Annotated in this window: 13 protein-coding genes; 4 read left to right on the top strand and 9 right to left on the bottom strand. The window is 69.3% G+C overall.

All coding sequences use genetic code 11. From position 1 onward, the window contains the following. Positions 1 to 24: 24 nt before the first annotated feature. Positions 25 to 675 carry a DUF998 domain-containing protein gene (locus tag ABZ321_RS45510; protein WP_354902303.1) on the bottom strand — a complete coding sequence of 217 codons (651 nt, stop codon included), beginning with the start codon at positions 673 to 675 and terminating at the stop codon, positions 25 to 27. A gap of 150 nt (positions 676 to 825) precedes the next feature. Between ABZ321_RS45510 and ABZ321_RS45505 the strand changes: the two genes are divergently transcribed. Further along, on the top strand, positions 826 to 1,251 hold the full coding sequence (locus ABZ321_RS45505) for a hypothetical protein (protein WP_354902301.1): 426 nt from the start codon (positions 826 to 828) through the stop codon (positions 1,249 to 1,251). 174 nt (positions 1,252 to 1,425) lie between these two features. Here ABZ321_RS45505 and ABZ321_RS45500 read toward each other — a convergent pair whose 3' ends face one another. Continuing rightward, positions 1,426 to 2,436 carry a hypothetical protein gene (locus tag ABZ321_RS45500; RefSeq protein ID WP_354902298.1) on the bottom strand — a complete coding sequence of 337 codons (1,011 nt, stop codon included), beginning with the start codon at positions 2,434 to 2,436 and terminating at the stop codon, positions 1,426 to 1,428. 601 nt (positions 2,437 to 3,037) lie between these two features. Between ABZ321_RS45500 and ABZ321_RS45495 the strand changes: the two genes are divergently transcribed. Continuing rightward, the gene (locus ABZ321_RS45495; RefSeq protein ID WP_344505989.1) at positions 3,038 to 3,250 is read left to right on the top strand and encodes a hypothetical protein; all 213 of its coding nucleotides are present in this window, start codon (positions 3,038 to 3,040) and stop codon (positions 3,248 to 3,250) included. Positions 3,251 to 4,002: 752 nt separating this feature from the next. Here ABZ321_RS45495 and ABZ321_RS45490 read toward each other — a convergent pair. From ABZ321_RS45490 to ABZ321_RS45470, 5 genes are all read right to left on the bottom strand, one after another. After that, entirely contained in the window at positions 4,003 to 8,961 is a 4,959-nt protein-coding gene (locus ABZ321_RS45490) for a carbohydrate-binding protein (RefSeq protein WP_354902295.1), read from the bottom strand. A gap of 10 nt (positions 8,962 to 8,971) precedes the next feature. Continuing rightward, positions 8,972 to 9,736: a sulfite exporter TauE/SafE family protein gene (locus ABZ321_RS45485; protein ID WP_354902293.1), complete on the bottom strand. Its 765-nt coding sequence runs from the start codon at positions 9,734 to 9,736 to the stop codon at positions 8,972 to 8,974. Continuing rightward, positions 9,733 to 10,386, bottom strand: coding sequence for a hypothetical protein (locus ABZ321_RS45480; protein WP_354902291.1), 654 nt, complete (start codon positions 10,384 to 10,386; stop codon positions 9,733 to 9,735). The genes ABZ321_RS45485 and ABZ321_RS45480 overlap by 4 nt, the downstream gene beginning before the upstream one ends. A gap of 164 nt (positions 10,387 to 10,550) precedes the next feature. Continuing rightward, positions 10,551 to 10,727, bottom strand: coding sequence for a hypothetical protein (locus ABZ321_RS45475; RefSeq protein WP_354902289.1), 177 nt, complete (start codon positions 10,725 to 10,727; stop codon positions 10,551 to 10,553). A 258-nt stretch (positions 10,728 to 10,985) separates the two neighbouring features. Further along, positions 10,986 to 11,513 (bottom strand): GrpB family protein, encoded by a 528-nt coding sequence (locus tag ABZ321_RS45470; protein WP_344505993.1) that lies wholly within the window; start codon positions 11,511 to 11,513, stop codon positions 10,986 to 10,988. Between the two features lie 276 nt (positions 11,514 to 11,789). Between ABZ321_RS45470 and ABZ321_RS45465 the strand changes: the two genes are divergently transcribed. Continuing rightward, the gene (locus ABZ321_RS45465) at positions 11,790 to 12,146 is read left to right on the top strand and encodes a VOC family protein (RefSeq protein WP_344506036.1); all 357 of its coding nucleotides are present in this window, start codon (positions 11,790 to 11,792) and stop codon (positions 12,144 to 12,146) included. A 152-nt stretch (positions 12,147 to 12,298) separates the two neighbouring features. Beyond that, positions 12,299 to 13,060 (top strand): hypothetical protein, encoded by a 762-nt coding sequence (locus ABZ321_RS45460; RefSeq protein ID WP_354902286.1) that lies wholly within the window; start codon positions 12,299 to 12,301, stop codon positions 13,058 to 13,060. A gap of 166 nt (positions 13,061 to 13,226) precedes the next feature. Here ABZ321_RS45460 and ABZ321_RS45455 read toward each other — a convergent pair whose 3' ends face one another. Next, the gene (locus ABZ321_RS45455) at positions 13,227 to 13,655 is read right to left on the bottom strand and encodes a hypothetical protein (protein WP_354902283.1); all 429 of its coding nucleotides are present in this window, start codon (positions 13,653 to 13,655) and stop codon (positions 13,227 to 13,229) included. Positions 13,656 to 14,060: 405 nt separating this feature from the next. Continuing rightward, positions 14,061 to 14,366: a hypothetical protein gene (locus ABZ321_RS45450; RefSeq protein WP_354902281.1), complete on the bottom strand. Its 306-nt coding sequence runs from the start codon at positions 14,364 to 14,366 to the stop codon at positions 14,061 to 14,063. Positions 14,367 to 14,415: the final 49 nt, after the last annotated feature.

The following is a 14,415-nucleotide window of genomic DNA, read 5'->3' as shown; positions in this document are numbered from 1 at the left end:
CGTGCTCGCAGGGCTCGGATCACGCTACGCCGACCAGCTCGAACGGCGCAGGGAGACGGCGACGACCGTCGTCCAGGTGAAGGCGACCAGGCCGTTCACGGCGATCTGGATACTCATGTGGCTCGGCGACATCGGCATCAGCAGGATGAGCGCGGCGAGGCCGTTCAGCACCGCCGGCAGGGCAGTGCGACGGCGGGCCTGACGAACAGCCAGCACGATGGCTGCGGCGGCCAGCGCGGTGAAGGCGACCGCGGCCGCCGCCGAGTGCGCGATGCTGTGCCAGGACATCTCGCCGACCGGCCCGTCAGCAGTCCCTACCGGGAAGCCGTACTCCGGATCCATGGTGAACACCCCCGCCGCGACGAGCCCGGCACCGAAGATCCCGACGAAGATCGGCAGCACACGCCGGCCGGTGCCCTCGGTGAGCGTGCGTCGGACACCGACGGCGAGGGCGATCCCGCCGAGGCCGGCGAGCACGAACGTGGTGATCTGGATCCAGCCGAGACCTCCGGTGGCCAGCTGGCTGATCGGGTGCCGCGTGATGTCGTAGCCGTCCCGGGTGAGCATCTGCGTCGCGGCCGAAGCGAAGAAGACCGGCCCGGCGAGGCTGCCGGCGAGGAGCAGGCGGTCGGCCGAGCGGCGGACGGCGGGACCGGTGGCGGCGATGGTGGCCATGACGTCCTCCGTGGTGAGTGGTTGCCGCTACCTCGTGGCCGCACCGCGAACCTTGACGCCCAGGAGGGGTGTCCTGGGTCACATCACGGAGATGTCAAAGCCCGGGCGTCACCTCCGAGGTACCGGCAAGCACCCGCCGAGGAGGACACGATGACTGAGAACACCCAGCCGAGCGCCGAACTGACCGCCCTGGACCGTCTGGTCGGCACCTGGTCGGTGACCGGCGGCGCCGAGGGAACCGTGCGGTACGAGTGGATGGACGGCCGGTTCTTCCTGCTCCAGCACGTCGAGCTGAGCCAGTTCGGCCAGGCCGTCACGGGGCTGGAAGTCATCGGTAACCTGCACCCGTTCGGTGAGCCGGCCGGCGCCGACGTGGTGTCGCGGTTCTACGACGCGGCCGGCAACACCTTCGACTACGTCTACGAACTCGTCGGCGACAAGCTGACCATCTGGGCCGGGGCGAAAGGCGGCCCGGCCTACTACGAGGGCACATTCAACGCCGACGACACCACGGTCACCGGCGAATGGACCTACCCCGGCGGAGGCGGCTACGCCTCCGCCATGACCCGGATCTGAGATCGGAAGGCCGCAGCGACCCGGACGTTCCCGGACGTCCGGATCTGCCGCTGAGAGGCGCTCAGCGGTGGGCCGACGGTAACTGGCTCTCAGTCAGCGGAGCGCCCTTTCATCGGCAGATCGGTAACTCGTTCAGCGACGCTCGCCGGGGCCGGTTCTGCCTGCGACGGCGGGTCATCGGCGATGATGCGGCTCGTCGAACTTCGGCCATCGAGGGGCGGGCCAGTGCCTACGGGTGATCGCCTCCAACGCCGCGGACAATTCACGACGGGTGATGCCGGTCTGCTCTCGCGCGCGGAACCAACCGTCCTCGCGTTGCAGCTTGACGTGTTTCTTGCTGAGGACCGCCTTACGGCAGTTCTTGCTGAAATCCTCGGCGACGAAGAACGACCAGGTCCGCATCACGCTCGTGGCGAATTGTCCTCGGCCGAGCGGTTCGGCCAGCGGAAACGCGACCGAGCCGGCGCACCGCTGGAGTTGCTCGCTGCCCCGGTCATCCCAGCGGAGCAACGTCCAACCTGGCCACAACCGCGGCCAGGATTCGGACAGCCCGCGCAGCGGTCGCACCGCGCTCCACACGCCGGCGGTGAGACTGACCGGGTCGAGGTGCATGCCCGCCTCGGGCATGGTCGCGGCGGCGGTGATCCGGTCGCCGGGACGCAGCTGCTCCTGCAGCCCGGCACCCACCTCCCACGGCTCGACTGCGTTCCACGCCAGGCCATACGCTTGCGTCTCACCGATGGTGACGACATAGCGCAGGTCCATCCGCTCGATGCCGTCGTGCCAGTACAGGGCCTTCGGTTCGGTGCGCTTGCGACGAACCTGCGAGACTTCTCCGCCCACGTAGTCGACCAGATCGGCGATACCGTCGTAAGCCCAGCGCACCTGCCAGCCCGGCCACGTGCGAGTCACTGCGTCCAGGCATGCCACCCTCAGCGCCGCCCCCCGCTGGGTGCTGAACATCATCAGCACCTGCTGATCGAAATCGACCAGCAGGCCGCCGTCGCTATCGGCGTTGTCGGTCCACTCATCCCACGGATCGAGCTGCTGCCACGCCTCAAGAAACCGGCCGACCACGTCCGGGCCGAGCACACTGATCTCAAGGATCTCGTACCCGCCGACACGGTTATAAGCGACGGTGATCTTTCCGTCGCGCACCGTCACGTAGGTCGCTGGTACCGCCATAGCCGGCGATCGTATCCGGGCCACCCGGCAGAACACATGGCGCTCGTCGGCACGAGCGACGAGCCGACCCGACGACAGCGCCACGTATGCAGCCACAGGGCGTGGCGGTCGTCGGGTTGATTATCGACGCGGCACTACGCGAGGTCACACCCGCGGCAACAGAGGCTGCGGCACTCTCGGGCCGTGAGCGCGAGACCTTCGTGCGGACGACCAAGCCCGAGGTCTGATCAGTGTGAATACACCGGACCCTCCGTCGGTCATGTCCCGGGCATAACCGACGACGAGATCATCGCCGCCACGCGAGGGAAACCCACCTCGCCGACACGCGGATCACCCGAAGCGGGGCGGAGACGCAGGTGCTGCCTTCCGCCCCTGGGCCGTTCTTGATGATCAGGCGCGCAACGTTCGGCACGACCGGAGGCCCCCAGGGCGCCGTGCCAATTGCCGTTGGCAACGACCCGTTCCGACACGAAGCGCGCAGCGGCATGAGCGTGCGTGTGACCTTGAGTGGCGGCGCTGCCCCAACTCTCCGCTGAGGGCCTTGTATCCATTGGGCTGGCCGGGCATTGGCGAAAGCCGGCAGCGTGCGGAAGATGTGGAAATGAGCCGCCTCGTGCCCGCCGAGCAGCTGTCCGTCGGCGACGTCGTGCTGCTGTACATCAGCACCGGCGATCGGCGAGTGCGGCTTGAGGTCGTGCAGCAGCGAGCCAGCAGCGTCAAGCTAATCGGGCGCAATCTCGACGGCGGGTACGTCGTCAGCTATCACTTCGGGATGAAACACGGCGAGCTGGCAACCGTCCTCGACGAGGAGTAGTTGCACCCCACACCCGTCGCGCATCACGCCCGCATCACCACGCCAACCCGTACGGCGGATCGCAGCAGGACCGTCGACCGACCAGACCGCAGTTTCCGCCGCAATCTGTTCGCGCTCATCGGCCACGAGTGCATGGCAACGGTCTCGGCCGAAAGGCCAACGCGACAGTGGGTGGGGTGCGCCGAGCCATGATCGAATTCTGTTCCGACCCGACGGTGACGAGCCGTTTCCCTCAGGACCGGGGTTCGTGCGCCGACCAAAGGCGTGAGCCCGTGAGAGTCGGAGTCAAATGGAGCAACATCGGACACGCTGGCGACGTCTGCGGTACCGGCGCTCCCTGCCGGTCCTGACAGCCGGGATCGCCGCACTCGTGCTGGGTGTCACTGCGGCGGACTCGTCTGGACCGGCCGTTGAGGCACGGCAGCGTCCGCGCGGCTTCGCCTGCACGTATGTGGCGCCGGCCCCTTCGGAGGACTACTGCGACCGGCTCGGTAAGGACCGTTTGCAGCGGGTACCGACGCCGGACGGCAGCACCACGGTCGACGAGGACACCGTCAAACGCGTTCAACGAGCAGCGGTCTATGGCAGCTGGTGCCCGACACCTGTTGACGAGTCCTGCCACACCAGGCCGCCCGAGCACGCACCGACCGGAACGGATGAGCGAGCACACACGATGCGCAAAAGGGTCCGGGTCCTGCTGCTGGTGCGCCCGGCATCAGGGACGGCACCAGCAGCAGGACTGCATGGCTGATTTAGCTGACCAGCTTCCAGGGGCCATTCTTGTCGCCCGGCTTCTGGTTGCGGGTGTACCACTTCGCCTCGTACACGTGGTTCTGGTACGTCACCCGGTCACCGGCGTTGTAGACCCGCGTCGGTGCCCACGCCGCCGGGCCGCCGCCCGGCGGCGGCGGGGCGATCTCCTCCCACGGGCCGTTCGGGTCGCCCGGTGCCTGGTTGCGGGTCCACCACATGGCACGCCACTGTTTGTCCTGGTACGTGGCGTACTCGCCGTTGTTGAAGATCCGCGACGCCGTCCACAGCGCGGCGCCGTCCTCGGCCATGGCGATCTCCTGCCATGGGCCGTTCGGGTCGCCGGGCTTCTGGTTCTGCGTCGCCCAGGCCGCCTGGTACACCTTGCCCTGGTAGGTGACCCGGGCGTTGAACTTGTACTGCGTGGTCGCGACCCAGGTCGGCGGCAGGTTCACCGTCACCGCGACGCCGGCCTCGGCCGGCTCGTAGCCGTCGGTGCCGAGGTAGGCCGCGGTCAGGTTGTGGACGCCGCCGGACAGGCCGGCCGGCAGGGTGAAGCTCGCCTTGCCCGCGGCGAGTTCCGCGGTACCGCGCGGCGTCGTGCCCTCGCGCAGCTCGACCTTGCCGGTGACCGGCAGGCCGCCGGCGGCCACGGTGACGTCCACCTTCGCCGCGGTGCCCCAGTCGACCGGCGCGGCCGTCGCCGTCACCTGCGGCTTGGCCTTGACCGTGCGGAAGACCGCCGGCTGGGCCACCGCCGCGCCGCCGTCGGCGCTCGTCGCCGAGACGATCCAGCCGTACGACGTGGCCGGCGCGAGCCCGGACCAGGTGACCGTCGCGGTCCCGTTCGCCATGACCTCCTGCTGCGCGATCGTGCCGCCCGGCACGTACAGCGCGAGGGAGTCGGTGGCGAACGACGTCTTGCGGGTGGTGAGGTCGACCGGCAGGGTCAGGTTGTCCTCGGCCCCGTTGTACCGCGGCTTCGTCTGGCTGCCGTCGGCCCGGATGTCGTACTCGGTCGCCCCGAAGTTGTTCAGGAACGGCGAGTACGTGTCGATGTGCACCTCGGCCCGGTCGACGTCGAACTGCAGCAGGCGCAGGAAGCTCGCGCCGAACTGGAGGCGGTCGGTGGCCTTGTGGTCCACCGTGCCGTCGCCGTTGACGTCGATGTTGCCGCTCGCGTCGACCCGGCCGGGCCACAGGTCACCGGCGGACACCGTGTAGAACTGGTAGTCCGCCAGCAGCTCCACGACGTCGTGGGTGACCGTGACGCCGACCTTCGACTTCACGTTGGTGCCGACGCCGTGCTCGTGGCCGGCCAGCACCAGGAAGACGTTCGGGTTGGCCTCGACGACCTGCTTGTAGAGCGGCGAGCCGTCCGGCGCCGAGAAGTCCGCGCCGCGGCCGTCCGGGTTGACCGACGGCTTCAGGTAGTCGTGCGACAGCAGGATGCCGTTGCGGTCCTTGTACCGCTTGAACACCGAGTCGGCCCACCTGGCTTCCTGCGGCGTCACGCCGTAGGACAGGCCGACCGCGACGAAGTCCAGGCCGCCGGCGGAGAACAGCACGTAGTTGTTCTGGTTGTCCTTGCCGGGGATGACGCTGCCGTCGGCCGCGACCTGCTCGTCCCAGGCGTGGTACTCGGTGCCCGCCGGCCAGCTCTTGGCGACACCGTAGTACCGGTCGGCGCTGAACGTCTTGCTGAACCGCGAGTCCGGACCGGTCTCGGCGCCCAGCTGGTCGTCGTGGTTGCCGGCGATGACCTGGTTGACCACGCCGTTGTCGTCGAGCACCTTCTGGTACTCCGACGCCGCCGTGAACTCCCGCTCGACCTGCTCGTTGAGGCCGGGCCGCAGCAGCGTGCCGTCCGGGTTCTTGGCGAGCGGGTCGTAGTAGTCGTTCTCGATGATGTCGCCGGTGTGCGCGGTGTACGCGATCTTGCGTCCCTCGCGGTTGTCGGCGATCCACTGGGTGGTGTTGCGGTACGCCGCGGCCCAGATCGCCTGCTCCTCGGCGGCCATCACGTCGGAGGGCTCGGCACGGCCGTCCCAGTCGTCGTAGGTGCCGCCGGCCGCGCCCTCACTGAGGTACTGCGTGTCGGTGAAGTGCGCGAGCGCGAAGTCGTAGGTGCCCGGGTCCTCGAAGCGGTCCTTGTCCTGCTGCGCCGTCGCGTCGCGGGGCGACAGGTCGTCGGCGAAGGGGTCCTCGCCGGTGACCAGGACGTGGACGGTCCCGCCGTCGCGGTGCTCGGCGCCGACCGGCGCGGCCAGCACCGTGGTGTGGCCGGCCTGCCCGCGGGAGCTGGTGAGCACCGTCCAGCGCTTGGCCGCCGGGTCCCACACGCGCAGCGCCACGACCCGCTCGGGGTCGATGCTGCCCTCCCACCGCAGGATGGGGTCCTGCGCGGTGCCGACGCTCAGGTCGTAGCGCTGGAACACCACGTCACGCCCGGACGGCGTGTCGATCGTCCGGCCGTCGAGCGGCTGGAGCGACGCCAGCTGTACCGCGGCGTCGTGGGCCACGTCGAGCGTGGTCGGCACCGACGTCGCCGTGCCCTGGTAGCCGCCGGTCGGCAGGACCTGGTCGGCCTTGGTGAAGGTCGCCGTGAGCGGCACGCCGGCCGGGCCGGGGATCTTCGCCGACAGCGTGGCGCCGGGCGCGTTGGGGTCCCCGACGGTCGCGGTCAGCTCGGACGGCACGTCCGGGATGCTCGCGCTGGTGAAGTGGATCTCCCGGGTGGCCGTGTTGCCGAGCACGTCGGCCACAGTGACCGCGATCGTGTGCGCACCGGCGGCCAGGCCTCGGCCGATCAGGGCGCCCTGCGCGACGGCCTTGCCGTCGAGCGTGATCACCGGCGTGCCGGCGACCCCGGAGGCGTCCTTGACCTGCACCACGAGCGCGACGGTCGACGTGAGCCGCTGGCCCTCGGCCGGCACGCTGTCGGCCACCTCCGGCGCGGTGTTGTCGACGGTGAACCGCCGGGTCGAGGTCTTGTCGCCGACGACGGCCGTGATGCTGTGCCCGCCGTCGCCGAGCTTGGTGGTGTCGACGTCGGCGCGCCGGCCGAGCGCGGGCAGCGCACCGCCGTTCTCGGCGGTGACGTCGAACAGGACGGTCTTGGTGAGCACGCCGTTGCTGCTGCTGCCGCAAGTGCCGTCGCCGATGTACACGGTCACCGGCTGGCCGGCCGGGTAGCTCGCCGAGCCGATCGTGACAGTGTTCTCGGCGATCTCGCGGCTCAGCAGCGTCGCCTTCGCGCCCGCCGGGGCGAGCTGGAAGTCGCGCAGCGTGAAGTCGTCGTAGTTGTCGCAGCCGCCGGCCTTGGCGCTGCCGTGGTCGCTACCGGCGACGAACTCGACGACGTTGACGCCGGGGACGAGCCACTCGTTCGGGAACGCGAGGTCGGCGACCTCCTTCTCCCAGATGCCGAGGCTCAGCGGGATGCCGTTGATCCGCACGACGTTGTCGAAGCCGCTGTCGGCGCCGTTGCCGCCGACGAACACCCGCAGGTGGGCGTCGGTGCCCGCGCCGAGCGTGTCGACCGTGCGGGTGGTGGGGGCGTCGGCCACGTCGAAGTGGAACTCGGCCTCCTTGTTGGCGCCGCAGGTGCCGTCGCCCAGGGCGAGGGAGGCGGCGGTCGTCGCCTCCCTCGTCACCGCGCCGCTCGTGGCGGTGGTGACCAGGTACGTCGGGCCGGCGGTGACCGTCCCGGACGTGCCCAGCGTGAGGCTCACCGACGCCCGGGTGACCCGGAAGTCGTCGTGGTTGGCGCAGGTGGCGCCGCTGAGGGTGCCGTTGTAGTCGCCGGTCTTGAGCAGGATGGTGTTGTCGCCGGACTTGAGGTACCGGTGCGGCACCTTGAGCGTCGCGGTCTCGGCGCCGGCGACGCCGTAGTCGCCGCCGAGGTCGACCCGGTTGCCGTTGACGAGCAGGTAGTTGTGGTACTTCGCCTCGGCCGAGTTGCCGGCCTCGACGGTCAGCGCGAGCGTCGCGGTGCCGGCCGCGAGGGACTCGGCGTTCTCGGCCGGGCTGCCGTCGATGGCCAGCGACTGCACGCTGCCGACGCCGGGCGCGCCGGCGAGCGCGGCGATGACCGGCCGGGTGCCACGCACGAGCGAGCCTTCGGCCGGGGAGATCTTCGGGGCACCAGCGGGCGCGTTGTTCACGGCGACGAGCGCCTGCGCGGTGGCGCCGGACCTCGTGGTGGCCACGACCGTGTGGGCGCCGTTGTCCAGCGTGCTGGTGTCGAGGTCGACGCCCAGGCCGGCGGTCGAGCCGGGCTCGCCGGAGACGACGAACGTCAGGTCCTTCACCAGCAGGTTCTTGGAGCTGCCGCAGGTGCCGTCGCCGAAGCTGTAGCTGAACGCGTTCTGCTCGCCGTCGGCGACCACGCCGAGCAGGCTGAGGGCGAGGCTGCTCAGCGGGAAGTCGTCGTAGTTCGGGCAGCGCAGGCCCTCGCCGAACGGCAGCGTCTCCACGCCCACCGCGTTGGCGTTGGTGGTGTCGACCCAGTTCGCGCCGGCGTGCACGGTGACCGTGTTGACGCCCGCGTGCAGCCAGGCGCCGGGGAACTCCAGGACGCCGCTGCGGCCGCCGGGGATGTCCGGGAAGTAGACCCGGTCCGCCTCGGCCGTGTGGTCGTTGACGGTGATGTAGTTGTGGTAGCGGGCCTCGGTACCGTTGCCGCCCATGTCGAACGCGAAGCGCGCGGTGCCCTTCGTCGGCGCGGCCCCGACGGCCTTGCCGTCGACGGTCAGCGCGACGACGGAGTCGTTCTCCACGGTCGGCTCGGCCTCGACCCGGACCCGCCCTTCGAGGGTCTGCCCGTCGCTCAGGTTGAGCACGGGCGCGCCGCCGGTCAGCGGCGGTGCGTTCTCGGCGACGGCGTCCGTGGGCACGGACCCGCCGGCGAGGACGACGGCGAGCGCGATAGGGAGCGCCCGCCGTAGTCGGTGCCTCATGGTTCTCCTTTTATGTGACAGTGACGAGGTGCATCGCGGCGAACGCGACGATGCCAGCGCCGAAGACGGTGATGCCGCCGGCGGCGAGGACGGGGGCCACGCGGGCGGCGGCGTGGAGGCGCGGTGTCCGGCTGAGAACGGTGCGGCCGGCGATCGCGAGGACACCGACGCCGAAGAGGACGACGGCCATGCCGGCGCCGAAGGTGAGCACGAGCAGCAGCGCGAACCCGGCGCGACCGACGAACAGGCCGGTGGCGAGGACGAGGAACGCGGCCGGCGAGGGGGTGAGCCCGCCGGACATCCCGAGCAGCACCAGCCCGGGCTTCTTCACCTGGCCGTGCCCGTGGTCGTGCTCATGGCCGTGCTCGTGGTCGTGGTCGTGCGCGTCGTGATGATGGTGATGATCGTCGCCGTGATGATGGTGATGACCATGCATGTTGCGGCGGATCAGCCAGATGCCGGTGCCGATGACGAGCAGGCCCGCGACCAGCTGGAGCCAGCCGGTCAGCTGCTCCATCCGGACCAGGTCGGACAGCGAGAAGAACGTCCAGGCGACGCCGATGGCGAGCACCGACACGGTGTGCATCGCGGCGACCGTGCCGCCGAGCCAGGCGGCGTCGCGGACCCGGCCGCGGGAGCCCGCGAGGTACGCCGCCGCGAGGCTCTTGCCGTGCCCGGGCCCCAGCGCGTGCCCGGCGCCGGCCAGGAACGCGAACAGGAACGCGAGCGGCGCGATGCCCGGAGCGTTGACGAACTCCTGCAACCGGTCGCTCATGCCGGTGCCCTCCTGCGCCGCATCCGACGGCCCACCAGCCAAACGACAGCGATCGCGACCAGCACGCCGGCGACGACCGCGCCGAGCTGGATCGCGGCACTACTGCCGGACGCGGGCACGGTGGCCGGCGAGTCGCCGAGGGGCCAGTCGTGGGAGTCGGCGCCCTGGCGGTACACCGTCCGCTGCCCGTCGGGCCCGGTGGCCAGAGTCTGGTAGGCCGGGTGCAGGTCGGTCAGCGTCCGCACGGCGACCGACGCGGTCCCGACCGGCCCCGGGCAGGTGTAGTCGATCGTCACGCCCCGCTTGGCGAGGTCGTCGATCGGCTGCAGCACCCCTGGACAGGCCTGACGGTTGGTCTGGACCGTGATCCGTTCGAGGAGGTACTTCGCGAACGCCGGCGCGGGCGCGATCGCCGCCGCGTCTGTGTCGCGGTAGAAGACGGCGCCGTCGAGCATGACCCGGTCCTGCGGCAGGATGCCGAGCGACACCCCGAGCAGCGTCAGGTCGTCGGACCCGCCGACCCGCCACCGCACCCGCACGACGTCGGGCCGGTCGTCGCCGAGGCCGACGGCGACGGTCTGCGGGTCGCCGAACGGGTGCGCCGCCGCCGTCCCGGGAACGGCGAACCCGGCGAGGACCGCGAGCGCCACCAGGCACACCGCTCCCCGCCAATGCCGTCTTCCGCGCGTGGCCAAGGCAGTACTCCGAATAGAGGATCTTGGTTCGCGCTGAGTCTTGCCGATCGTTGGCCAGCAGGAGGGAACACCCGGATGAACATTCGGGTCCGGCAGTTTCGTCACACAACTGTCATGATTCAACGGCAATTCGGCCATTGGGGGTCGCCGAGGCACGTGTAGCCGTATGCGGTGCAGGTCTCCGGCTCGTACTCGCAGATCCACCAGTCGCAGCTACCGATGAAGTAGTGCACGGCGACGAGCTTGTCCGGGGCGGCGATGTGCTCGGTGGCGTACAGCCGCGGCAACGCGTCCACCGGCGATGGATAGAGGCCGTTGCCGCGGCTGGACGCGGTCCTGGCTCGACTGGCTCGACGCGCGGCCCGTCGTCTGCGGTGAGCGGAGCCGGCGCACGCTGAGAGCGTTCCCGTGCGCCGGCAGGGCGACAACGAGTTGCTCACCGTGCGGACCCAGCCCTATAACGTGCCGGGCGAAGACCGGCCCCGCCCACATCGAGCACCGCAGCCATCGACACAACGATGTTCAGCGAGGATCGCCGGGATCCGGCATGTTGATCACGGGGTGGCGGGACGCGGGGCCAGCGTGATGCCTGCGGAGGCGAGTACCCGTGCAACGAAGCCCCGTTTGTCTGCGGTGTAGCCGTCGACCACGTCGTGTGATTCCGCCAAGCTGAGCTTCAGCGCCTGGTACTCCTGGCGAAGAGCGGGGTTACCGCGCAGTGCGTCACGGAAGGCGAGCCGCTCGCGCCACAGGTCGCTGCCAGGTTCGGTCAGGTGCAGGTGGTGGGTGTGCTCGGCTGAGCGCGTCGCCGTTCTGTAGAACCAGTAGGCCCGTGGGCGGTGCGGTGCATGCACGTACCCGTGCTCAGCCAGCACCCCGATAGCCGGCGCCGCGCCGGCCAGGTCCTGGACGCCTGCCACCATGTCGATGATCGGCTTGGACGCCAAACCCGGCACAGCCGTCGAACCGACGTGGTGTACCCCACCTGCCAGCCAAGGCGCCAGCACCTCCTCCAACACGGCACGTTCCCGCCTGAAGCGCAACGGCCAGTCCGGGTCGTACGCCACCACGGTGATCGGCATACATGCCAGGCTGCCACATGCGCCGCCGGACCGAGGCGGCTCGGCCTGCCGCATCGACATGTGCCGCCGGTCTACAGCACTGTGAGGCTCCACCACGGCATGATCGGGTGCGCGCTCATCGGCAGGACAGGAAGCCAGCGTCGCCGGGGCCTGTCACTCGCTGTGACGACCGCAGTTCTGCCGTCGCGCGAAACCCGCGGCAGCACAGGTCGTTGCGGCGGCCGGCGGCGCTAATTGCGTTAGATGCCGACCTGATCATGGCCTACGGTGCTGCGGATGAGACTACGTCATGTGACCGTCGATTGTGCGGACCCCTACGAGCTGGCCACGTTCTGGAGCCGGTTGACCGGCTGGCCGATTTCCGGGATCGATCAGCCGGGCGACGACGAGGTGCTCGTCGAAGCGCCGGACCCGCTGCCAGGTCTGCTGTTCGTTCGAGTTCCCGAGCCGCGCTCGGCCAAGAACCGGGTCCACCTCGACTGGAAGCCCGACGGGCGGACCCGCGACGAGGAGGTCGAGCGGGCCGTCAGCCTCGGCGCCACGATCCACGAGGACCACCGCGGTCCCGAGGACCGCGGATGGGTAACTTTGCGCGATACCGAGGGCAATGAATTCTGCATCGAGCGGCACTGAATCGCGTGCACCAAGACCGGCTGCACGCTCATCGGCTAGATCCGGTAGCGCCGCGGACGGCTCGGCGACCGCGTCGTAAGCGGCAGATGCGGATGCTGGCCTTGCCGTGTATTCCATGGACATCTGGCTTGGACGTGTGCACACTCCGCGGAGTGCGTACCTCGGATGCGGACCTGGCCCTGCAATGGCTTGCCGGGGCAGGGATAACACCGCTCGCCCCCGGCCGGTGGCTGGACCGTGAGCCGCCCGGCGTGACGGAGATGTCGAACGACGACGTGGCGTTCGCGTGCGCGTACAGCATCCTGGACGACGACGAATCAAGTGGTGTACAGCGTGTTCACACCGCGCTGGGCCTGCTGGACCTGACGGGTTCGTTCCAGGTGATGATCTTCATGAACGGCTACGTCCACGACCACGACGACCCAGCGGTCATCGACGCCTTCTGGGCCGGCTGTCGAACCCGTCTGGAAGCAGCCGATCCGATCGAGCACCTGCGACTGTCCCTACGAACGTACTGGTTCCTCGGCAGGACCGCAGAGGCCGCATTCGCCGCGTTGCTCGGCGACGACGTACGCCGTCTCGCCACGAACGGTCGCCTGCCTGAACTGGCCCACGGTCCGCTGCACCACCGCGCCCGTCACGTGCTGGAAGACTCCGGCACGATCCGCTGGACCCACAAACACCACATCTTCCAGGCCGTCACGACCGTCACCACCGAACTCCACCCGGCGGTCTTCCTCGGCCTGCTGGACGGCTATCACGAGCTCTACGGCGACCTGCAACCGGCGGACGCGCTCACGCTGCTGGAGCGCCTGCACCTTCCAGCCGACACCGAACACCTCTCACAGTTGCGGACGGTGCTGGCCAAAGGCGCCAAGAACCACCGCGACGACCCAGCGTTATGGAATGCGTAGCACCTGCATGTTCGTGACCCAATAAACATGATCGATGCTCGCTCATCGGCAGTTCAGGAAGCCACCAGTGCCGCCTGGTCGATCACCAATCGTGACGAGCAGTGATCGGTCGCCGCACACGATCGGCGGCAGATCCGGACGCCATGATCATCGTCAGGAATTGGCCTCATTCCAATGTCTTCCAACCCTGATCTACGCCCAGGCAACCGATTACAACGGTCGCGGACAGGTTCAGGAAGAGTTGGAAGTGATACGACGGATGCTGTACATCGACAGCGCCAATCCGCACGAGCTCGTCGCCGCACGCACGTAGCGCCTGTACCGCCTCGGCGAACCCGACCTCCGGGGTACCTCGCTGGTGGATCAGGCGCAGCCGCCGCACGTAGATGGCGGCAAGTGTGGAGGCCGGCGTGCCGCCGTCCCAGACCCGGATGACGGCGCCGGCCGCCACTTCGCGCCGACACGCCGCGAACGCCTCGCCGTCCCGTTCGGGGTCCATGGCGACCTCGAGGAGCGCGCGGTGCAGCGTATCTGCCGCGACTGAGCACTTCATCGCGGACAGCGGCGCGTACTGGGACCAGATGAAGCTGGCCATCATGGTCTGCGAGTGCGACGGTGATGGCGACGAAGAGCACTTCAATGTCGCCGTGGGGTATTTCCTCTACGCCGACAACGCGGGCATTCGCGCGTTGTCGGTCACGAGTCGCTGCGTCGCGTGGGCGGCTCGGCTACTGGATCGACTGGATGGTCCGTACCGGCCGCATGGAGCTGCTGGATCTTGCGTAGGTCCGTCGGGCAGCAGGAACGGCTCATCTCGGCACCGGCGCACCGACCGCAGACCCACCCGTCATCCTGCGAAAAGTGGCGGCTATTGGAGGGCCGCGTGCACGATCCGCGGCTACCGGACGCCGGTTTGATCAGTGGCAGTGCCTCGCTGACCGTCTGGGGATACGGTGCGTTCGGATGGTCGGTGCTGGTTGATCCACGCATAGCTGTGGGTTCATCTGATGGTGCTGTGGTCGGCGGCCGCGGCGCCGATCTCGAACTGGTGCGCCCGGATCGCCACCATCGTCAGGATCTCCGGCTGGCCGGTGTCGTAGCGCTGCCGCAGCACAGCGGTCCAGATCTCCTGCGCGGTGGCGATGAGGCTCGCGTCGGTCGTCTCGGGCTCCGCCGGCGCCGGCTCGACGAACCGAAACGCTTCACCACCGAAACCGTCTACGCGATCACCGATCTCCAAACCCCACCAAGCCAAACCATGGCACCTGGCCGACTGGATCCGCAGCCACTGGTCGATCGAGAACAAGGTCCACTGGGTCCGCGACGTCACCTACGACGAAGGCCGCTCCCAGATC

The organism is Dactylosporangium sp. NPDC006015, from assembly GCF_040614215.1.
Taxonomy (GTDB): Bacteria; Actinomycetota; Actinomycetes; order Mycobacteriales; family Micromonosporaceae; genus Dactylosporangium; species Dactylosporangium maewongense.
The sequence above is the reverse complement of the archived record's forward strand: the minus strand, read 5'-3'. Positions and strand labels throughout refer to the sequence as shown.